The sequence below is a fragment of the Nocardia otitidiscaviarum genome (assembly GCF_007362295.1).
Classification (GTDB): domain Bacteria; phylum Actinomycetota; class Actinomycetes; order Mycobacteriales; family Mycobacteriaceae; genus Nocardia; species Nocardia otitidiscaviarum.
This window is the reverse complement of the sequence record NZ_CP041695.1, coordinates 4,935,484-4,955,679: the sequence shown is the minus strand read 5'-3', so window position 1 is coordinate 4,955,679 and position 20,196 is coordinate 4,935,484. Positions and strand designations below refer to the sequence as shown.

The window sequence follows — 20,196 nt, the reverse complement described above, 5'->3', positions numbered from 1 at the left end:
GGTGCGGCGGCCGGAGGTCGGGTCGCGGACGGAGGGAGCAGCGGTGCGTCGAACTCTCGTCTCGGTGGTGCTCGCCGCCGTCCTGCTGAGCAGCGTCGCGTGCGTGGCGAATCCGCCGCCACCCCAGCGTGCCCCGGACACCGACACGCCCGCGGGCGTCGCCACGGCCACGCTGCCGATCACACTCGCCGGTAAGACGGTACGGGTGAGCTACGAATCCGGTACCGCGCTGACACTCGCCTTCGCCGCCGACGGCGCATCGGTGGTCCGCACCGGCGCGGATCGCCCCATCTCGACCGCCCCGGCCACCGTGGTGGCCCTCGAACCCGGGGTCTTCCTGGTCACCTGGGCCGAAGCCGACGGCATCGCGAGCCAGGTCCAGGACTTCCGCACCGGCACGGTCCACGGCACCTGGGCGCACCGCCCCGACCCCGCCGCGCCGTACGCGATCGAATCGCGCACCGGCACCGTACGGCTGGCCGACTGAGCCCGCGGCCGCCGCCGTATCGGTCTGTCCGAATACGGGCTGCGCCCCGGGCCGCCCGGCCTCCGGACCGGCACCACCCTGTCGCGCCGACCTAGCAAACGTTAGGGTGCGGAGTGTGAGCGAGACAGTTGCGCGTGGCGAGCAGCCGACCGCGGTGCCGGTTCGGGACGCCTCCACGGTCATGCTGGTGCGGGACGGTGTGCACGGGCCCGAGGTGTTCCTGCAGCGCCGGGTGAACGCCATGGCGTTCGCGGCCGGGATGACCGTCTTCCCGGGCGGCGGGGTGGACGCCACCGACGCCGCCGTGGCACTGGACTGGGCCGGACCCGAACCCGCCTGGTGGGCGGCGCGTTTCGGTGGCACCGACGCGGCGCGGGCGCAGGCGCTGGTCTGCGCCGCGGTGCGCGAGACCTTCGAGGAGTGCGGGGTGCTGCTGGCCGGGCCGACCGCCGACACCGTGGTCGCCGACACCGGCGTCTACGCCGAGGCGCGGGGTCGGCTGGAGCGTCGTGAACTGTCCTTCGCCGAATTCCTCACCCGCGAGCGGCTGGTGCTGCGCGCCGATCTGCTGCGCCCGTGGGCGAACTGGATCACCCCCGAGGTGGAGTCGCGCCGCTACGACACCCACTTCTTCGTGGCGGTGCTGCCGGAGGGACAGCAGGCCGACGACGCCACCTCCGAGGCGGAGGTCGTCACCTGGTCGACCCCCGCCGAGGCCATCGAGCGCTGGCGGTCGGGGCTGGACGTGCTGCTCCCGCCCACCTGGTCGCAGCTGGTCGCCCTCGGCGAATTCGGCTCCACCGCCGACATTCTGGCGGCCACCCCCGCGATCGAACCGATAATGCCGGTCTACGACCCGGAGTCGGGCGGCCCCACCCTGGCCTTCCCGAACGCCGCCCGCTATTTCTCGGACCTGCCGGAGGGCGCACGCCTGCGCGGATCTCAGCGACCGTGAGCACGAGCGCGCCGGGAGACCCACGGCAGCCGGGGTTACCCTGAGTTTGCTGTTTTCGTGCATATCCGGCGAACGCCCGACGAAAGGTGCGTACCGATGGCGATGACCGACCCGCTGCCCGCGATCCCGCTGGAATCCTGGCGGCCCACCAAGGAGACGCTGCACCGCTACCTCCAGATCGTCGGCAAGGTGGCGCTGGAGCGCGGGATCCGCCGAAACCACTGGTGGCATATGACATTCCGGCCCACCGCGCGCGGCTGGACCACGGTCCCGCTCGGCTCGGCCCGCACCGGACCGGTCTTCACCTGCGCCTTCGACTTCTTCGACCACGAACTGCGGATCGAGACCGATCACGGCCGGCGCGGCGCGGTACCGCTGGCGGGCCAGTCGGTGGCGAGCTTCTACACCGATGTGATGGCGGCCCTGCGCGCCTCCGACATCGACTGCACGCTGCCGAATCCGACCCCCTTCGACCTGCCCGACCACGGCCGCCCCTTCGACGAGGACACCGAGCACGCCGACTACGACCCGGAGCGGGCGCGGCACGCCTTCCTGGTGTACAGCCAGGTCGGTCGCATTCTGGAGGAGTTCAGCGCCGCCTTCTCCGGGAAGATCAGTCCGGTGCAGGTCTTCTGGCACACCTTCGACATCGCGGTGCAGCGCTTCGCGCCCCGGCACATCGAGATGCCCGCGAGCGTGGATCCGGTGACCCGCGAGGCGTATTCGCGCGAGGTGATCAGCGCCGGATTCTGGTTCGGCGACGACAAGGTCCCCGAACCCACCTTCTACTCCTACGTCGCTCCCGAGCCCGACGGGCTGACCGACGCCGAACCGCGCCCCGCCAAGGCCCGCTGGGTGCCCTCGGGCTCGGCCCACGCCGCCTACTACGCCTACGACGAGGCCCGCGCCACCGCCGACCCGGTCGGCGCGGCCCTGGAGTTCTACCAGTTCGTCTACGACCGCGGCTCCGAACTGGCGGGCTGGGACGCCCCAGCCCTGACCTGCTGGGGCGGCATCACCGACCCGGTGCTGCGCGAACAGGGCCCGCGCTGGGCGAACTGACCCCGGCCGTGATCGGCAGGCACGGCCGTGCACCCCGCCGGACCGGACGCGCCCACCACTCGAACCGGAGTGTCCGGTCGCGCCCCGCATCCGGCATGGGGCGCCGCTTCGCACGGCAGTACGCTTGCCCGCTGTGGCCGAATTCGTAACCGTGGACCGGGGTGTGGCGGAGGGGATCGCCGTCATCCGGATCGCACGTCCGCCGATGAATCTGATCGATCTCCAGGTCGCGCTGGAGGTGGCGAGCGCCGCGGACCGGCTCGCGGTGGACGAGAGCGTGCGGGCGGTGGTGCTCTACGGCGATGAGCGGGTGTTCTCGGCGGGCGACGAACTGGCCGAGCTGGCTGGGCTGACCGCCGCGCGGGCCGCGGCCATGGCCGCGGACTTCCAGCGGGCGCTGGGCGCGCTGGCGCGGCTGCCACAGCCGACCGTCGCGGCCATCAGCGGGTACGCGCTGGGGGCCGGACTGGAATTGGCGCTGGGCGCGGACCGGCGCATCATCGGCGACAATGTGAAGCTCGGCCTGCCGCAGATCAAGGCGGGGCTCATCCCGCTGGCGGGTATCCGGCGGCTGAGCCTGCTCATCGGTCCGGCGGCGGCGAAGGATCTGGTCTACACCGGCCGTTTCGTCGATCCGGAGGAGGCGGCGTCGCTCGGCCTCGTCGACGAGGTCGTCGCCCCCGACGATGTGTTCGAGGCCGCGCTGCGCTGGGCGCGGCGGTTCACCTCGGGTCCGGCCAAGGCCCTCGCGGCCGCCAAGCGGGTCTTCGAGGCGGGTACGCACGGGCACGATCGCGCCCGCGCGGAATGGGCGGAGCTGTTCGACACCGAAGATCAGCAGATAGGAACACGTTCCTATCTGGCGGCCGGTCCGGACGCGGCCCGCTTCGTGGGCCGATGACCGGGCCGATCAGCGAGCTCGCCTGGTGATTCATTAGGCTGCCCTGCATGACTGCTCGTCCTGACGATCCAGCGCCGAACCCGCACGCCACCGAGGCCGAGGTCCAGGCCGCGCTGACCGACAACAAGCTCGCCCAGGTGCTGTATCACGACTGGGAAGCCGAGACGTACGACGACAAGTGGTCCATCTCCTACGACGAGCGCTGCATCGAGTACGCGCGCGGCCGTTTCGACGCCGTGGTCCCGGACGCTCCGCTGCCGTACGACCGGGCGCTCGAGCTCGGCTGCGGTACCGGTTTCTTCCTGCTGAACCTGATGCAGTCCGGGATCGCGAAGTCCGGTTCGGTCACCGACCTGTCGCCCGGCATGGTGAAGGTCGCGACGCGCAACGGCCGCAATCTCGGCCTGGACGTGGACGGCCGGGTCGCCGACGCCGAGACCATCCCGTACGAGGACGACACCTTCGATCTGGTGGTGGGCCACGCGGTGCTGCACCACATTCCGGATGTGGAGCTGGCGCTCAAGGAGTGCCTGCGGGTGCTGAAGCCGGGTGGACGCTTCGTCTTCGCCGGTGAGCCGACCACCATCGGCAACCTCTACGCCCGCAAGCTGGGCCAGGTCACCTGGAAGCTCACCACCGAGGTCACCAAGCTGCCGTTCCTGCGGGACTGGCGGCGTCCGCAGGAGGAACTGGACGAGTCCTCCCGTGCGGCCGCCCTGGAGGCCGTGGTCGATCTGCACACCTTCGATCCGACCGATCTGGAGAACATCGCCCAGCGTGCGGGCGCGGTGGACGTGCAGGCCAAGACCGAGGAGTTCGCCGCCGCCCTGTGGGGTTGGCCGGTGCGCACCTTCGAGGCCGCCGTACCCGCCGAGAAGCTGACCTGGCGCTACCGCATGGCGCAGTACCGGGCGTGGCTGGGGCTGTCCAAGCTGGACGAGAAGGTGCTGCGCCACGTGGTGCCGCGGCAGTTCTTCTACAACGTCATGATCACCGGCGTGAAGCCCGGCGGCTCCAAGTAGCCGGTGGGCTACGCCTTCACCCGCGACGATGTCGCCCAGCTCGGCAGTGCGGCCGGTGCGGCCGCGCTCGCCGAGGCCGACCGGCTCCCGCTGACCGCCGCGACCCTGCTGCGCGATCTGGAGCGGCTGCGGCGCGACTTCGGCGACCGCGCGGCGGCGCTCGTCGAAACGGTGCGCCTGCGCCGCCGTGCCGCCGCCAAACTGGACGGCGCCGAGCGCTGGCTGTTCACCGACGACGCCCTCCAGCAGGCGACCCCGACGGCGGTGGCCCGGCACCGGGCGCGACGCCTGGCCGGACGTACCGTCCACGACGTCACCTGCTCCATCGGCGCGGAGCTGGTCGAGCTGTCCCGCGTCTGCCCGGCGGTCATCGGCAGCGACCTGGACGCGGTGCGCCTCGATATGGCGGCGCAGAACCTGAATGCTGTTCGCCTGGATCCGGTTTCGCACGGTCTCTCCCAGAGCTGCGACACCGTTCCGCGAAACGTGTTGCTGGCCAAGGCCGATGCGCTGGTGCCGTGCAGCGCCGCCGAGGTGGTGATCGCCGATCCGGCGCGGCGGGCCGACGGGCGGCGCACCCATGATCCGGCGAAGCTGCAACCGCCGCTGCCCGATCTGCTGGCGGCGTACGCGGGGCGGGATCTGGTCGTGAAGTGCGCTCCCGGACTGGATTTCGATCGGCTCGACTGGTCCGGTGAGGTCGAGGTGGTGTCGCTCGACGGCGCGGTGCGTGAGGCGTGCCTGTGGTCGGCGGGTCTGGCGGCGGCCGGGGTGACCCGGCGCGCCACCGTGCTGTCCGCGAACGGCACCGCGTGGAGCATCACCGACGCGGCGCCCGACGACATTCCCGAGCGCGAGCCGGGGGAGTGGATCGTCGATCCCGACGGTGCCGTGGTGCGCGCGGGCCTGGTCCGCCATTACGCCGCGAAACACGGCCTCTGGCAACTCGATCCGCGCATCGCCTATCTCACCGGTGACAGCGTCCCCGAGGGCGTGCGCGGTTTCCGCGTCCTGCACCGAATGGACTTCAAGGAGAAGCCGCTGCGCGCCGAACTGCACCGCCGGGACTGCGGCCCGCTCGAAATCCTCACGCGCGGTGTGGATATCGACCCCGATGCGTTGCGCGGCCGGTTGAAGCCGCGCGGCACCCGCCCGCACACCCTGGTCATCACCCGGATCGGCCGCACGCCGACCGTCTTCCTGTGCGAGACCCCGGCCCCGGTTGCCTGAATATGTAGATCGGTCTATTGTTGTCGGCATGGGAAAGAAGGGTGCCGAGACCAAGGCGCGGCTGCTGGCGGCCACCGGCTCGCTCATGGAGTCGCGCGGCTACTTCGGCACCGGCCTCAATCAGATTCTCGAGGCCAGCGGTGCGCCCCGCGGATCGCTCTACTTCCATTTCCCCGGCGGCAAGGATCAGATCGTCGCCGAATCCCTGGAGCGGGCGGGCGCGGAGATCGCGGGCATCATCGAGACCGCCGAGGGTGTCGACGCGCGCGCGTACCTGGAGCGGCTCGTGGACCTGCTCGGCGACCGGCTGGAGTCGTCCGGCTGGACCAAGGGCTGTCCGGTCGCCGGTGTCGCCCTGGACGCCGCATCCTCCAATGACGCGGTCCGCCAGGCATGTTCGGCGGTCTATCAGCGCTGGGAGGAGGGGTTGCGCCGCCGGTTGGCCGAATACGGGCACCCCGAACCCGAACGCCTGGCCACTGCCGCGCTGGCCCTGCTGGAGGGCGGGCTGATCCTCGCGCGGGCGCATCGTGACCGGCAATCGCTGCGCCGCATCGCCGCCACCATCGACACCCTCGTCTGAATCGAGGCCGCCGATCCGGGTGGCCTTCTTTCGGCTCATAAAATATGCAAACCGGTCTACTGAAAGTAGGTACCATGTCCGACACCATCGTCTTCGGCGCTGCCGGATTCATCGGCCGTTTCCTCGTGCTCGAACTGCTTCGCGAGGGCCGCGAAGTCGTCGCGGCGGTGCGCCCCGGCGGCCGGGACCGCCTCACCTCCTGGCTCGCCGCCCAGAGCGTCGACACCACGGGCCTGACCGTCGCCGACGCCGATATCACCCGACCCGGTCTCGGGCTGGATCAGGAGTTCGAGGATATTCGCGATGTCTACAACACCGCCGCGCTCATGAAATTCGGCCTCGACGCGGACGAGGCGCGCCGGGTGAATGTCACGGCCGCGCTGGAGGTGGCGCGCTGGGCGAGCCGCCGACCGGGGCTGCGCCGCCTGGTCCACATCACCGGGTACCGCGCCGCAGTCGACGGCGGGCCGGAGAACGACTATCGCCGCGGCGCGTACGAGGCGTCGAAAATGGAAGCGGACGCGGCCCTGCGGGAACTCGCCGACGAACTCGGCATCGCGCTGACCATCGCCAACCCGGCCTCGGTGCTCGGCCCGGGACAGTACTTCGGTCTCTCGGTGATCGCCGACAACCTGTGGAACGGGCGGTTGCCCGCGCTACCCGGTCGTCGCGACAGCTTCGTCCCGGTCGTCGAGGTCGACTATGTGGCGAAATTCCTGGCGAGACTGCCCGAGCTGCCCGAGACCGCCGGGCGGGCATACACCATTCTCGACTCCGCCACCCCGGACCTGCCCGATCTGGTGCGGCTGCTCGCCGACCACATCCATGTTCCCGCACCGAAATTCAGCATTCCGGTGTCGGTGCTGCGGGCCCTGCCCGGTGCGGTCACCGGGGTCGACCCGGAATCGCTGGCCTTCATCGCGGGCGACCGCTACGACACCGCCGCCGCCGACGCGGTGGCCCGTTCGATCGGCCTCGAGCACCGCCCCGTGGGTGACGTACTGCGCGACTGGGCCGACGGAGTCGTCGCCACCCGGCACGGTGCGGTACCCGAACGAACCGGCGGCTTCCGGGACGGGCTCTGGTACACCGGTACCGCCAATTATCCCGAATACGTACTGTTGCACGGCCTTCCGCTCGACAGTGACTCCTGGGCCGAGGTCGCCACGGCCCTGGACGCACCCGTACTCGCCGCCGATCTGCCGGGGTTGGGCCGTTCCGCCCCCGACGTCTCGGACCGCTGGCTGGACGAACTCATGGCCCCGGTGCGCACCCGCCCGGTCCTGGTCGGCCATTCCCTCGGCACCGGCGCCGCCATCGACTTCGCGCTGCGTCACCCCGACCGCATCTCCCGCCTGGTGCTCATCGCCCCGGCCTTCCTCCAGGCCCGCGCCCCGTGGTTGCTGCGCTCCCCGCTCGCCGCCGCCGTGCTGAAGCGGCTGCCCACCCCGAAACTCGCTGAACTGCTGGGTGTTCCGGACGGCCCCGCGGTGGCCAGCGCCGCCGCGAACCTGCGCCGTCCGGGCGTCGCCCGTCGCACCGTCGCCGCACTCACCGCCGCCAGCACCTCGCGGTGGCGCACCGAGCGGGCCGAACAGCTCGCCCGCGTACGGGTTCCGGTCGATATCATCGTCGGCTCGGGCGATCCACTCACCGTCGCCACCGAACGCCGGGTCACCACGATCGACGGGGCGGGTCACTATCCGCAGGTGTCGCATCCGACGCTCGTCGCCGACCTGCTGGCGGGCCGGAGCGCCGCGCTCGCCTCACAGCGGGAACCGGCGACGGATCGGGCGAGCGCTACGCCTCCGGCTTGAACACGAACAGTTCGCCGATCTTGGAGGCCACCACGACCTCGCCCTCCGCGCCCACCGAGATGCTCTCCGTGGTTCCCTGTGCCCCGGGCAGCTCGTCGGAGTCGACGGTCCCGCCGGTCTCGGTGTCGAAGGTGATCAGGGTCAGTGCCCCGCCGAGGGTGGACACCGCGTAGCCGGTACCGCCCGCGGTCTGCACCGGCCGCCCGCGCAGCGCCAGATCCTTGCGCTCCCAGGCGATCTCGGAGCTGTCGCCGTTGTCGCGCACCGCCATCAGATGACCGTCGTCGCCCGACGGCACCAGTAGGCCGTCCGCGACGGAGATCGACCCGCGCAGCGGGAAGCCCACGTCCCGTGACCATGCGGTGCGGCCGTCGGCGGTGTCGACGGCGATGAGCCGGCCGGAGTTGTCGCCCACGTAGACGGTGGAGCCGTCGGCGGACAGCGCCGGGCTGGTGGCGCTGCCGCCGGTGAGCATGGCCGCCCGCCAGTCCTCGCGCACCGCCTTGTCGCCGTAGGTCAGTGCCACGAGTTCGGCGGTGCCCTCGCCGGGGCGCCACACGGTCGCGTAGAAGCGTCCGGTCTCCCGGTCCACGGCCGACACGTTCGCCACCGGGCACTGGGGGCCGCCCGTGGCGCAGTCCTCGAGGCCCTGCCCGTCCGGCGGGCGGTTCAGGCCCGGATTCTCCAGCGGGTCGGGCTCGCCCAGCAGCTGATAGGTGGAGACCACGCGCTCGCCGGTCTGGCGGCTGAGCACGTCGACCTGGCCGCTCTGGGTCACCGACAGCACATTGCTGTCGCCGGTGAACTGCACCGATACCGGCACCCCGGCGACCGGCGTGCGCCAGCGCGGCTGGCCCAGCGCGTTGAACGAGTTCATGCCGCCGTCGTCGCCGACATAGATGTTGGTGCCGCCGTCCACCGCGCTCGCGGCCGCGATCGCGCTGGGGCCCAGGGGATTGCAGAAGCGTTTGCGTCCGGTGCCCATCTGGAAGGAGAACAGCGTGCAGGGGGAGTCGGTGCGGGTGGTGACGAACAGCTGTCCGTCCGGCCCCACGGTGACGGGTGCGGCGATCGGTCCGCCGACGGGGCGTGTCCAGTCCAGCCCCAGCGCACGCGATCCGGTGACGGGGGTGGTGCCGCTGTTGCGGGCGTCGTGGAAGGCGACCGGCCAGCCCTTGCCCGGCCCCGCGGTGATGTCGTCGACATCGGTACCGCAGGCGGTGAGGGCGAACAGTCCGGTGACGCCGAGCGCCACCGCCGCGCGCCAGGGCACGACGCGCTGTCGGGTCCGGTCGGGGCGTAGGTGTCGCTCACTGCGTCCGGTGTGCCGCCTGCCGCTTCGCACCTGCTGGTGTCCCTTCTGCCAGTACCGAAACTCCGGGTTCTTCGTCGGGGCTGATGCAGCCGGAGCACAGCCTACTTTCGCGCCCGTCGGCGGGGACCGATACCCTCGTCTAAACGACCCAGCTGCCGATTACAGGCGGCGCCAGGAAACACAGGAGCAGTTCGTGACGAGCATGTGGGGCGCACCGTTGCGCTCGCGGTGGCGGGGGTCGCGGCGCCGGGATCCGGAGCAGGCGCGTTTTCTGACCTTGGCATCGCTCAAGTGGGTGCTCGCCAATCGCGCGTACACGCCCTGGTATCTGGTGCGGTACTACCGCCTGTTCAAGTTCAAGCTGGCCAATCCGCACATCGTGTTGCGCGGAATGGTGTTTCTCGGCCGCAATGTGGAAATCCACGCGACGCCGGAGCTGGGCCGCATGGAGATCGGCCGCTGGGTGCATATCGGGGACGGCAACGCGCTGCGCTGCCACGAGGGTTCGCTGCGCATCGGCGACAAGGTGGTGTTCGGCAAGGACAATGTCGTCAACACCTACCTGGATATCGAGATCGGCGAATCCACCCTGGTCGCGGACTGGTGCTACATCTGCGACTTCGACCACCGCATGGACGATATCGGCATGCCCATCAAGGATCAGGGCATCGTGAAGAGCCCGGTCCGCATCGGCCCCGACACCTGGATCGCCGCCAAGGTCACCGTGCTGCGCGAGACCCGGGTGGGCCGCGGCTGTGTGCTGGGCGCGCACGCCGTGGTCAAGGGCGATATCCCGGACTACAGCATTGCCGTGGGCGCGCCCGCCAGGGCGGTCAAGAACCGCAAGGAGGCGTGGGACGCCGCCGCCGATGCCCGCGCCGCGCAACTGGCCGCGCTGGCCGATATCGAGCGCAAGAAGAACGGCGTCGCCGCCTCCTGAGTGTCGGTGCGCCCCGGTAGGTTCGGCGGCATGAATCGCTATGCCGCCTTCCTGCGCGGGATCATGCCGAGCAACCCGAATATGCGCAATGAGAAGTTGCGCGGGGTGTTCGAGGGTCTCGGATTCGACAGTGTCGCCTCGGTGCTCTCCAGCGGCAATATCGTCTTTCGCAGTGCGGAGACCGATGTGGCCGCCCTGGAATCCCGCATCCAGGAGGCGTTGCGCGATGAGCTCGGCATCGGTGGCGGCACGCTGCTGCGCGAGTACGGGGAGTTGCGGACGCTGGTCGACGCCGATCCCTTCGAGGGATTGACGCACTGCCGCGAGACCTATCTGACGGTCACCTTTCTGCGCGGTGGCGCCCCACCGCCGCCCGCGCCCGGTGAACTCGACGCGACCGTCCGGGTCGTCGGCTACGATGCGGCGGCGCGGGCGGTGCTGTGGGTGGTGGACAACAGCGTGCCGAACGGCGCCGGGTTCATGGCGTGGCTGGAGCGGCAGTACGGCAAGGATGTCACCACGCGCACATTTCTCACGGTGCAGCGCGTGCTGAAGAAAATGGATTCCTGACCAATTCGAAAAGGGTTGATTTACAACGCAACCCTGCTGCTGTGCCGGGGGAACATATGGCATGCTGTCGCGCAGCAGTGCGGCGTGCGTAGGGGTGATCGTCCGAGCAAGGGGGTAGATCCTTGTTGGTTCGCTGGGCCGAGGACCTGGCCCGAGCGGTGCGAGAGCGGGAACAGGAGAATCTGACCCTGCTCTGGATGTCGCGCGCCGAATTCGACCGAAGTGTCGAATATGACCGAATTCGCTTCGAAAGTTGGGCTCCCGAAGCCGAATACGAGGATCCGGCCATACGCACCGTGCGGCGCATCGGCGAATACTATCCGCGGCGCACCGGTGGCCGCCTGGTGATTCTGGGTGAGCCGGGCGCGGGCAAGGCCGTCACCCTGCTCGGTCTGCTGCTCGCCCTGCACGCCGAACGCGACGGCCTTCCGGTCGCGGACCGCGGCCCGATCCCGGTGCGGGTGGACGCCTCCACCTGGAACCCGTTGACGCGCAGCCTGACCGGCTGGCTCGCCGAGCGCATCGCCCGCGACTACGGACTGCGCACGATGGTGGTGCGGCGACTGGTGGAGGGCGGTGCGATCCTGCCGCTGCTGGAACGCGCCGACGCCATGGATGTGCCGGGGCGCGAACCGATTCGGCTGCGCCGCGCGATCGAACAGCTCGACGGCGACGAATGGGCGGACCGCCCGGTGGTGCTCGGCTGCGACGCCGACGTCTATCAGCGGCTGCGCGCGGACCGTGCGGCGCTGAGTGCGGCGACGGTGATCGAACTCCAGCCCATCGGCACCCAGACGGTGCTGGAGCGGCTCAACGAGATGCGGGTCGATCCCAGCTACGACAGCGATACCTGGAAGCCGGTGGTGTGGCGGCTGGTGGAGAGCCCGGACGGCCCGCTGGCCCGATCCCTGCGCACCCCACTGCGTTTCACCCTCGCCGTCAGCTACCTGCGGCGCACCGATGCCGACGACATCGTGCGGCTGGCCTGTGCGGGCAGCGAGGCCGAGGTGTCGTCGCTGCTGCATTCCGCGGTGCTCGGCGCGGCGGTCGACACCACCGCGCGCGCGGACGGTGACAATGCCTATTCCGAAGCGCACGTGCATCGTTGGCTGCACAGCCTCGCGCGCTACCTGGGCACGCGACCGCGCTCCGGTCGGCTCGACACCGTATTCGGCCGCGACGACATCTGGGAGCTGGTCGGCAGGCGGTCGCGCCTGCTGCACGCCACGCTCGCCGCGGTCCTCGGCTTCGTTCTGCTCGGCTACGCCTACGGCATCCTGACCACGCGCTACGCCTGCCTGCCCACCTCCTCCGGTGCGGGTCTGTTCGGCCTGTTCGGATGGTCGTGCGCGGCACCGGCTTTCGAACTCGATCCGCTGCTGATCCCGCTGGCCCTGCTGTGCGGGGTGGTGAGTGCGGCGCCGACCTGGACCCGGCAGTCGTGGTCGCCGGTGGCGAGCGTGCCCGCCCGGGTGGGTGCGACGGCCCTGTTCGCCGGGCTGGTGGTGGCGCTGGCGGTCGATATCGCCTGGTGGAACTACCGGCCCATGGAGTCGGCCCGCACCCTCGCCATCGGTCTGGCCGTCTCCGCCATCGCCGCGGCGGCGGTGGCGGCGCGCGGCTGGTCGGGCAGCACCTCCCGTCTGGTCGAGCGTGCGACGCGGTTCGCCGCAACGGGTTTCGTGGTCGGACTGGCGGTCGCCGTGGCCCAGGCCGCCGCCATCGCCGCCGACGCGCCCACGCACTGGCTGCACGACCGGGTGATCCTGCTGGTCGGCAACGGCATGGCCGGGGTGGCGGGCGTCTGGCCGATAGCCGCGCTGCTGGCCGCCCTCCTGGCCTTCCTCGGCCCGGTCCTGGAGAGCCGCTTCCTCGCTCCCGCCGCCGACTACCGCTGGCTGTTCCGGTGGGGCCGGACCGGCTGGGTGCTGCTGCTGACCGCCGCGGCCCTGCTGGTGACCGGCTATCTCGCCTGGGTGATCGCGACCCAGCGCTCCGGCCTGCACCTGGTCCTGTTCACCGTGGTGGTCGCGGCCCTGGTGGTGGGCGGCGGCAGCACCGTGGTCCGCCGCGTCCGCTACCTCTGCGCCTGCCTGGTCCTACTCGGCAGCGACCAGTTCAGCGCCCGCCCCACCGAATTCCTGAACTGGGCCCACCGCGCCGGCCTGCTCCGCGCCGGCGGCGGCCACTACCAGTTCACCGACGAATCCTTCCGCCGCTGGCTGCTCGCGAACCCGCTGCCGCACACCGAACTCGATCCAGGGGCGGCGGCCGGGTTGGAGCTTGCCAGGACATAGCGGGCCGGGGGCGGTCGCGGTGACGAGGCCACCGATTCGGCCGGTGACGTGACGCGGTGTCGGACCGCGCCGACCGGGTAGTCGAGTGAACGACGGCCCGGAATCGAGCGGAAACGGAGGTGCGGGATGCGAGTACCGGACCGGCGGCCGACGGCGGTCGAATGGATCGCGTTCGCGGTGGCGCTGATCGTCGGGATCGGCGTAGCCGCCTATTTCGGCAATCTCATCGCGGCTATCGGCGTGGGGCTCGCCTTGCTCATCGCCGGGATCGGGCTCACCTATTCGCGACGGTGAACCGTGGGTGCGCGCGATCGGCGCGCACCGCCGGAGTCAGTACGGCTGGTTCGGGTCGCGTTCGGGGAGGGGGCGTTCCACGATCGCCGGGCGCGACAGTGGGGTGCGGACGCGGCGTTTGGCGGCCTGGTAGACCAGGGCGGTTTCGGCGGCGACCACATCCCAGGCGAAGTCGGCGGTGAGGCGTTCGCGGGCGGCCCAGGCGCGGTCCTGGGCGGCGGGCTGGTCGTCGAGGACCGAGACCACCGCGTCGACCAGGCCGTTGACGTCGGCAGGTGCGAAGGACGCGCCGGTGACGCCGTCGGTGACCAGTTCGCCGAGGCCGCCCGCGGTGGAGGTCACCAGCGGGGTGCCGGCGGCGGCCGCCTCCAGCGCCACGATGCCGAAGGGCTCGTAGCGGCTGGGCAGCACGATGGCGTCGGCGCTGTGCAGCCAGCCCAGCAGATCGGTGTGGTCCAGGCGTCCGGCGAAGTTGACGGCGCGGGCCACCCGGTGCGCCCGGGCGCGCTCGCGCAGCCAGTCGAACTGGGTGCCGACCCCGGCGATGGTCAACGTCGTTCCGGGATGCGCCTTCCGGATGCGGGGCAGGGCGGCGATGGCGTCCTGCACGCCCTTCTCGTACTCCAGGCGGCCGACGTACAGCAGGCGCGGCGGACCCGAGCGGGGTGCGCGTTCCCGGAAAGTCCACGCGCCCACGTCGATACCGTTGCGGATGACGGTGAGCGGGGTGCGCTCCGGGTTGTAGAGGCGCTCCACCTCCTCCCGCATGGAGGCCGAACAGGTGATGAGCGCGTCGGATTCGTGCGCCAGCCACCATTCCACCGAATGCACCTGCCGGTTGACCCGGCCCGACACCCAGCCGCTGTGCCGCCCGGCCTCGGTGGCGTGAATGGTGGAAACCAGTGGCACATCGTAGAACTCGGCCAGCGCGATGGCCGGATGCGCGACCAGCCAGTCGTGGGCGTGCACCACATCCGGCGCCCAGCCCTCGCCGATCCCGGGTTTGGTGAGCGCCACCCCGGCCCGCACCATGGCGTGCCCCATGGCCAGCGTCCAGGCCAGCATGTCCTCGCCGAAGTCGAAGCACGGCGGATCCTCGGCCACCGCCACCACCAGGACGCCGTCCTCCACGAAGGAGTGGGTGGGGTGGGTACTCGCGTCGGTGCCCATGGGCCGACGGGCCAGCACCACCACCTCGTGTCCGGCGGCGGCGAGTTCGGTGGCCAGGTGGTGGACGTGGCGGCCCAGCCCGCCGACTACGACGGGTGGGTACTCCCACGACACCATCAAGATCTTCATCAATGTCCTTCTAGGGCGGCAGGGCCGAGTCGGCGCGCGTCCAGCGCCGGGAAGAGTCCGTCGGCCGCGCTCCATCCTGCCGCCAACTGCCCGGCTTTGGCGAGTTGCCCGGCCGAAACGGCGGCCGCGATCTCGCGGACGGCGTGGGCGTGCTGATGGGCGCGATCGCGGGCGTATCCGGCGGCCGAATCCTTCGACACCATGAACGCCCAGTCGCTGGAGACGGTGAGCACGGCCTCACGCAGCAGTTGATCGGCCACCGGATCGCGCAGGCCGTCCTGATCGGTGCGCATCTTGTCCAGGGTGTCCAGGGCCAGCCGCACGATCTCGGCGTTGAGGTCGACCAGATCGCGCACCTGATCCCCGGCCCACACCCGCCAGTCCTTGCCCGAACCCCATGACGAGTCGGCTAGTTCGACGCGTTCGCCCACGTAACCACGGTCGCGGGCGTCGGTGAGGGTGCCGACGGTGACCCCGGCCTCGGGCAGCGCGCGCAGGACTTTCTCCAGCCACTGCGGCCCCTCGTGCCACCAGTGGCCGAACAGTTCGGTGTCGAAGGCGGCCACCACGAGGGCGGGGCGGCCGATGCGCTCGGACTCCGCGATCAGGCGTTCGCGCACCGTGTCCACGAAGTCCGCCACATCGCGGTCGACGGCCGCGGCGGCGAGTTCCGGATCGTAGGGAGCCTTGTCCGGCCCGGCCACGGTCTTGCCCGTGACCCGCGCGGGCTTGAGCCCGGTGGCGTGATCGTAGTGATGGAAATCACGGTAGTAGGGCTGACCCGGGTAGCCGGATTTCGGCGACCACACGCGGTACGACACGTGCAGATCGCGGCCGAACACCACCACGTCGGAGTCCCACACCGGTCGCCCGAGGGTGGTGTCGCCGCGCAGCGCCGGTCCGTCGCACAGGAAATGCGAGATCCCCGCCGCCGCGTAGTCCCGCTCCATGCCGGGGGTGAATCCGCATTCGGGAGCCCAGATGCCCGCGGGCGTATGCCCCCAGCGCTGCCGCGCGTCGGCAAGTCCCTCGCCGAGCTGATAGGCGCGCAGCCGCTGGTCCAGCAGCGGCTGGAAGGGATGGGCCAGCGGCCCGCCCAATAGTTCGATGGCGTCGGCGTCGATGAGTTCGCGCCACACCGGCGACGCCCCGTGCCGCCAGCGCGTCTCGAAATCCGCGAGCGCCGCCGTGGCGAGCCGGTGTTCGTGCGCGCCGAGTGCGGTATTCCCACTCATGGCGGCTTCGTCGGCGCGCAGCCGCCAGTTGCCCAGCCAGTGGTGCATGCCGGACAGGCAGTGCGGGTCGTCCAGCTGCGCCGCCAGCACGGGTGTGATGCCCAAGCTCAGCAGATGCGAACGGCCTTCCGCGGCAAGGTTGCGCAACACCTGCGCCACCGGCAGATAGGAGGCGGCCCAGGACTGGTACAGCCACTCCTCGCCGACCGGCCAGCGCCCGTGATGGGCCAGCCAGGGCAGATGCGAATGCAGGACCAGCGTGAACTGGCCCGGAACCCTGGACTTCGCGCTCACGGCTTCACCGCGACGGCGACCAGGTCGAGGCTGGCGTCGATATCGGATTCGGAGTCGGCGAGCAGATCGAAGTCGTCGATGGACACCGCCGCCACATCGGCCGCCAGGTCCGCGGGCCACGGCTGTCCGGCGAGCGCCCGCTCGATCTGCGCGTCGATGATGGACCCGCCCCACTTCTCGTCCAGCGCGGCCAGGGTCGCGCCGTGGAACACACCGCTCATGACATCGACCCGGAAACCGGCCTCGACAAGCAGTTCGGTGAGTTCGGCGGCATGGAGTTCCCGGGTGTGGAAAGGATTGAGCGGCGTATCGCGTCCGGGGGAGAAGGTGATGCGGTTGGGGGTGCTGATCAGCAGTTCGCCGCCGGGGCGCAGTACCCGCAGGCATTCGCGGACGAATTGCGCCTGATCCCAGAGGTGTTCGATGACCTGGAAGTTCACCACCACATCGACCGAGGCGTCCTCGAGCGGCAGTGCGGCCAGATTGCCCTGGATCATCTCCACCCGTGGGTATTTGGCCCGCACGTGCGCGACCGCGGAGTCGTCGTAGTCCAGCCCGATGACACGCGCGGCCACATCGGCGATCATGTTGGCCCCGTAGCCTTCTCCGCTTCCGGCCTCGAGCACGGTCTTTCCGGCGCAGCGCGGTAGCAGTCGGGCGTAAGCGATTTCGTGGCGACGGAACCAGTAGTTCTCCTCGGCGATGCCGGGCACCGTCCGCTCGCCGGTCAGCGGCAGGGGATCGGCGTGGTCTTCGGGGGATACAACGGCATCGCTCACCCGTCCGACGTTAGCGGTTGCCTGTATCACACTCGGCGTCGGAGGGGGGTCATGCAAAACATCACAGCCTAAGTTACCCACGAGTAACTTAACGTAGGGTAATGTCCTGGCCGAGCTACACATGTGGGCAGTCGTGCGACCGCCACACTCCAGTGCCACCAGAACAGGAGGTCGACGAAGACCAATGCCGAACATCGTCGTACTGATCAAGCAGGTTCCCGACACCTGGTCCGAGCGCAAGCTGACCGACGGTGACTACACCCTCGACCGCGAGGCCGCCGACGCCATCCTCGACGAGATCAACGAGCGTGCCGTCGAAGAGGCGCTGCTGATCAAGGAGGCGCAGGGCGGCGAGGTCACCGTCCTGGCCGCGGGTCCCGCGCGTGCCACCGAGGCCATCCGCAAGGCGCTGTCCATGGGCGCCGACAAGGCCATCCACATCCAGGATGACGCCATCCACGGCTCCGACGCCGTGCAGACCGCCTACATCCTCGCCGCCGCGCTGGGCCAGATCGAGGGTGTCGAGCTGGTCATCGCCGGTAACGAGTCCACCGATGGTCGCGCCGGCGCCGTCCCGGCCATCGTCGCCGAGTACCTGGGCCTGCCGCAGCTGACCCACCTGCGCAAGCTGACCGTCGACGGCGACAAGGTCACCGGCGAGCGCGAGACCGACGAGGGCGTGTTCAAGCTGGAGGCCGGCCTCCCGGCCATCGTCTCGGTCAACGAGAAGATCAACGAGCCGCGCTTCCCGTCCTTCAAGGGCATCATGGCCGCCAAGAAGAAGGAAGTGCAGACCTTCACCCTGGCCGACCTGGGCGTGGACCCGGAGACCGTGGGCGTTGCGAACGCCGGCACCCAGGTGACCGGTGTGACCCCGAAGCCGCCGCGCACGGCGGGCGAGAAGATCGTCGACGAGGGCGAGGGCGGCAACCAGATCGCCACCTACCTGGTCGGCCAGAAGGTCATCTGACAGCCCCCCGAGCACTACGAACTTCAGGAGAGAAAGACAAATGGCAGAAGTACTCGTGCTCGTGGAGCACGCCGAAGGTGCCCCCAAGAAGGTCACCACCGAACTCCTCACCGCTGCCCGTTCGCTGGGCACCCCGGCCGCCGTCGTGGTCGCCGCCCCCGGCACCGCCGACAAGCTGGGTGACGCCCTGGCCGCCGCCGGCGCCGAGAAGATCTACGTCGCCGAGTCCGACGACGCCGAGGGCTTCCTGGTGACCCCGAAGGTCGACGTGCTGGCCGGACTGTCCGAGTCCGCCTCCCCGGCCGCGATCCTGGTCGCCGCCACCGCCGAGGGCAAGGAGGTGTCGGGCCGCCTCGCCGCCCGCATCGGCTCCGGCCTGCTGGTCGACGTCATCGCCGTGAACGGTGACGGCTCGGCCGTGCACTCCATCTTCGGTGGCGCGTTCACCGTCGACGCCAAGGCCACCGGCGACGTGCCGGTGATCTCGGTGCGCCCGGGTGCCATCGAGGCCGCCCCGCAGAACGGTGCCGGTGAGAAGGTCGCCGTCGAGGTGCCCGCGCAGGAAGAGGGCGTCGTCAAGGTCACCGCTCGCGAGCCGATCGTCGGCGGCGACCGTCCGGAGCTCACCGAGGCCGCCATCGTGGTCTCCGGTGGCCGCGGCGTCGGCTCGGCCGACAACTTCGGCAAGGTCGTCGAGCCGCTCGCCGACGCCCTCGGTGCCGCTGTCGGCGCGTCCCGCGCGGCCGTCGACTCCGGCTACTACCCGGGCCAGTTCCAGGTGGGCCAGACCGGCAAGACGGTCTCCCCGCAGCTGTACATCGCCCTCGGCATCTCCGGCGCCATCCAGCACCGCGCCGGCATGCAGACCTCGAAGACCATCGTGGCCGTCAACAAGGACGAAGAGGCCCCGATCTTCGAGATCAGCGACTACGGCATCGTCGGCGACCTGTTCAACGTCGCCCCGCAGCTGACCGAGGCCGTGAAGGCCCACAAGGGCTGAGCGGTCCGCGTCTCCGCGACTTCAGCGGGCCGGTCGGCGGCGTGAATCGTCGCGTCGCCGACCGGCCGAAGTCACGGCCCGGGTCAGCCGGTACCCGACGAGTTACCCTCTACTCGCCACATCAGTTGTCGCGTAAGCGGTCTGATGTGGCGAGTCGTGTTTTCGGGGGTCAGGGAGGCGGGGCGGTCCCCTGTCCGTGGAAGGCGTCGGGATCGAGGACGGGCGCCGCCTTGGCCTCGCCCACCCCGATGGTGAGCGTAACGGCCATCCCGTCCGCGGGTGTGCCGGTGACCGTGGCCAGTTCGGCATCCCAGCCGTCGCCGAAGACGTAGTCCGAGGACAGGGAGACTCGCGCGAGATTGGCCGTGCTGTCGCGGTAGCCCGAGTCGTAGGTGTAGACCTGCTCGCATGCTTCCTGTGGCAGGGCGATCTGTGACGTGAGGCGGGCGTTCGACCCGGCGACGGCCGTCGTGAGGGAGTCGTACACCTCGAAGTGGAAATGCGGCCATCGGCCCTCGTAGCAGGCGGGGAAGATCGACGTGAAGCGGACCGTGCCGGCGGCGTCGGCCACTTGGACGCCACGCAGATAGTTCTGCTGCTCGACACCGCTGCTGTAGAGCGAGTAGCGGCCCTCACGGTCGCATTGCCACAGGTAGACCGCCATGTCCGCGCCGGGAGCGCCCCGCAGCAGATCCACCAGTGTGAGCTCGATGGTAGCGGGAACACCTTCGGCCACACCGGAATACGCGCCGAAGCTGGTGGTCAGATCCTGGCGCACCACACCGGATTCGATGAGCACGTTCGGGCCGTTGGTTCCGTCGCCCGGGTAGGGTCCGGCGGTTTCCGTCGGTGCGACGGGCGGTGCGCTCGTCGTGCCGGTGGTCGTCGTGCTTGCCGCCGCACCGTTCGGGGCCGCATCGCTCGCGCATCCGGTGAGCACGGCGGCTCCCGCGGCCGCCCCGGCGGCGCCGAAGAATCGCAGCGCTCGCCGCCTGCCCATCACCCGTAGGTCGTGCGCCAGCCCGAGGTCGTGTTCGTCACGGTCACCCATACCCGCTCCTGTCGTCGGAATCAGTCGGTCGGGTCAGACGCTAACCAGCGTGCCTCCGACCCACCTGGACGGTTGCTGGGAGGTAACTGTGAGTT

19 protein-coding genes are annotated in these 20,196 nt (G+C 70.3%); 14 read left to right on the top strand and 5 right to left on the bottom strand.

Annotation, left to right across the window (positions count from 1 at the left end; all coding sequences use genetic code 11):
* Positions 1-43: 43 nt before the first annotated feature.
* From FOH10_RS22200 to FOH10_RS22165, 8 genes are all read left to right on the top strand, one after another.
* Positions 44-487: a MoaF-related domain-containing protein gene (locus tag FOH10_RS22200; RefSeq protein WP_143982177.1), complete on the top strand. Its 444-nt coding sequence runs from the start codon at positions 44-46 to the stop codon at positions 485-487.
* A gap of 181 nt (positions 488-668) precedes the next feature.
* Positions 669-1,442: an NUDIX hydrolase gene (locus FOH10_RS22195; RefSeq protein ID WP_244962111.1), complete on the top strand. Its 774-nt coding sequence runs from the start codon at positions 669-671 to the stop codon at positions 1,440-1,442.
* Positions 1,443-1,538: 96 nt separating this feature from the next.
* The gene (locus FOH10_RS22190; RefSeq protein ID WP_228814790.1) at positions 1,539-2,504 is read left to right on the top strand and encodes a DUF5996 family protein; all 966 of its coding nucleotides are present in this window, start codon (positions 1,539-1,541) and stop codon (positions 2,502-2,504) included.
* Between the two features lie 133 nt (positions 2,505-2,637).
* Positions 2,638-3,405, top strand: a complete 768-nt coding sequence (locus tag FOH10_RS22185) for an enoyl-CoA hydratase-related protein (protein ID WP_143982175.1) — start codon at positions 2,638-2,640, stop codon at positions 3,403-3,405.
* Between the two features lie 47 nt (positions 3,406-3,452).
* On the top strand, positions 3,453-4,427 hold the full coding sequence (locus FOH10_RS22180) for a class I SAM-dependent methyltransferase (RefSeq protein WP_143982174.1): 975 nt from the start codon (positions 3,453-3,455) through the stop codon (positions 4,425-4,427).
* Positions 4,428-4,430: 3 nt separating this feature from the next.
* Positions 4,431-5,657, top strand: a complete 1,227-nt coding sequence (locus FOH10_RS22175) for a class I SAM-dependent methyltransferase (protein ID WP_143982173.1) — start codon at positions 4,431-4,433, stop codon at positions 5,655-5,657.
* A gap of 28 nt (positions 5,658-5,685) precedes the next feature.
* The gene (locus FOH10_RS22170) at positions 5,686-6,240 is read left to right on the top strand and encodes a TetR/AcrR family transcriptional regulator (RefSeq protein ID WP_143982172.1); all 555 of its coding nucleotides are present in this window, start codon (positions 5,686-5,688) and stop codon (positions 6,238-6,240) included.
* A gap of 74 nt (positions 6,241-6,314) precedes the next feature.
* On the top strand, positions 6,315-8,057 hold the full coding sequence (locus FOH10_RS22165) for an alpha/beta fold hydrolase (RefSeq protein ID WP_143982171.1): 1,743 nt from the start codon (positions 6,315-6,317) through the stop codon (positions 8,055-8,057).
* Here FOH10_RS22165 and FOH10_RS22160 read toward each other — a convergent pair.
* Positions 8,041-9,330, bottom strand: a complete 1,290-nt coding sequence (locus FOH10_RS22160; RefSeq protein ID WP_143982170.1) for an outer membrane protein assembly factor BamB family protein — start codon at positions 9,328-9,330, stop codon at positions 8,041-8,043. The two genes, FOH10_RS22165 and FOH10_RS22160, sit on opposite strands and share 17 nt — an antisense overlap.
* A 235-nt stretch (positions 9,331-9,565) precedes the next feature.
* Here FOH10_RS22160 and FOH10_RS22155 point away from each other — a divergent pair, with 235 nt between their 5' ends.
* The 4 genes from FOH10_RS22155 (at position 9,566) to FOH10_RS34925 (ending at position 13,473) form a co-directional block, all read left to right on the top strand.
* Positions 9,566-10,312, top strand: a complete 747-nt coding sequence (locus FOH10_RS22155) for an acyltransferase (protein ID WP_039816267.1) — start codon at positions 9,566-9,568, stop codon at positions 10,310-10,312.
* A gap of 30 nt (positions 10,313-10,342) precedes the next feature.
* Complete coding sequence (locus tag FOH10_RS22150; RefSeq protein ID WP_143982169.1) at positions 10,343-10,882, top strand: DUF1697 domain-containing protein; 540 nt, start codon at positions 10,343-10,345, stop codon at positions 10,880-10,882.
* A gap of 122 nt (positions 10,883-11,004) precedes the next feature.
* On the top strand, positions 11,005-13,179 hold the full coding sequence (locus tag FOH10_RS22145; RefSeq protein ID WP_143982168.1) for an NACHT domain-containing protein: 2,175 nt from the start codon (positions 11,005-11,007) through the stop codon (positions 13,177-13,179).
* Positions 13,180-13,305: 126 nt separating this feature from the next.
* The gene (locus FOH10_RS34925) at positions 13,306-13,473 is read left to right on the top strand and encodes a hypothetical protein (protein ID WP_186000552.1); all 168 of its coding nucleotides are present in this window, start codon (positions 13,306-13,308) and stop codon (positions 13,471-13,473) included.
* A 36-nt stretch (positions 13,474-13,509) separates the two neighbouring features.
* On the opposite strand, the gene FOH10_RS22140 is transcribed toward FOH10_RS34925, so the two are convergent.
* Genes FOH10_RS22140 through FOH10_RS22130 form a run of 3 tightly spaced genes read right to left on the bottom strand, consistent with a single transcriptional unit; the run spans position 13,510 to position 17,080 of the window.
* Entirely contained in the window at positions 13,510-14,772 is a 1,263-nt protein-coding gene (locus tag FOH10_RS22140; RefSeq protein ID WP_039816264.1) for a glycosyltransferase family 4 protein, read from the bottom strand.
* A complete protein-coding gene (locus FOH10_RS22135) occupies positions 14,772-16,301 on the bottom strand; it encodes a 1,4-alpha-glucan branching protein domain-containing protein (RefSeq protein WP_143982167.1) in 1,530 nt (509 codons plus the stop codon). The genes FOH10_RS22140 and FOH10_RS22135 overlap by 1 nt, the downstream gene beginning before the upstream one ends.
* Complete coding sequence (locus FOH10_RS22130; RefSeq protein WP_244961324.1) at positions 16,298-17,080, bottom strand: class I SAM-dependent methyltransferase; 783 nt, start codon at positions 17,078-17,080, stop codon at positions 16,298-16,300. Before FOH10_RS22130 ends, FOH10_RS22135 begins: the two co-directional genes overlap by 4 nt.
* 184 nt (positions 17,081-17,264) lie before the next feature.
* Between FOH10_RS22130 and FOH10_RS22125 the strand changes: the two genes are divergently transcribed.
* Complete coding sequence (locus FOH10_RS22125) at positions 17,265-18,050, top strand: electron transfer flavoprotein subunit beta/FixA family protein (protein WP_143982166.1); 786 nt, start codon at positions 17,265-17,267, stop codon at positions 18,048-18,050.
* Between the two features lie 40 nt (positions 18,051-18,090).
* A complete protein-coding gene (locus FOH10_RS22120) occupies positions 18,091-19,050 on the top strand; it encodes an electron transfer flavoprotein subunit alpha/FixB family protein (RefSeq protein ID WP_039816256.1) in 960 nt (319 codons plus the stop codon).
* A gap of 169 nt (positions 19,051-19,219) precedes the next feature.
* Here FOH10_RS22120 and FOH10_RS22115 read toward each other — a convergent pair whose 3' ends face one another.
* The gene (locus FOH10_RS22115) at positions 19,220-20,101 is read right to left on the bottom strand and encodes a dioxygenase family protein (RefSeq protein ID WP_143982165.1); all 882 of its coding nucleotides are present in this window, start codon (positions 20,099-20,101) and stop codon (positions 19,220-19,222) included.
* Positions 20,102-20,196: the final 95 nt, after the last annotated feature.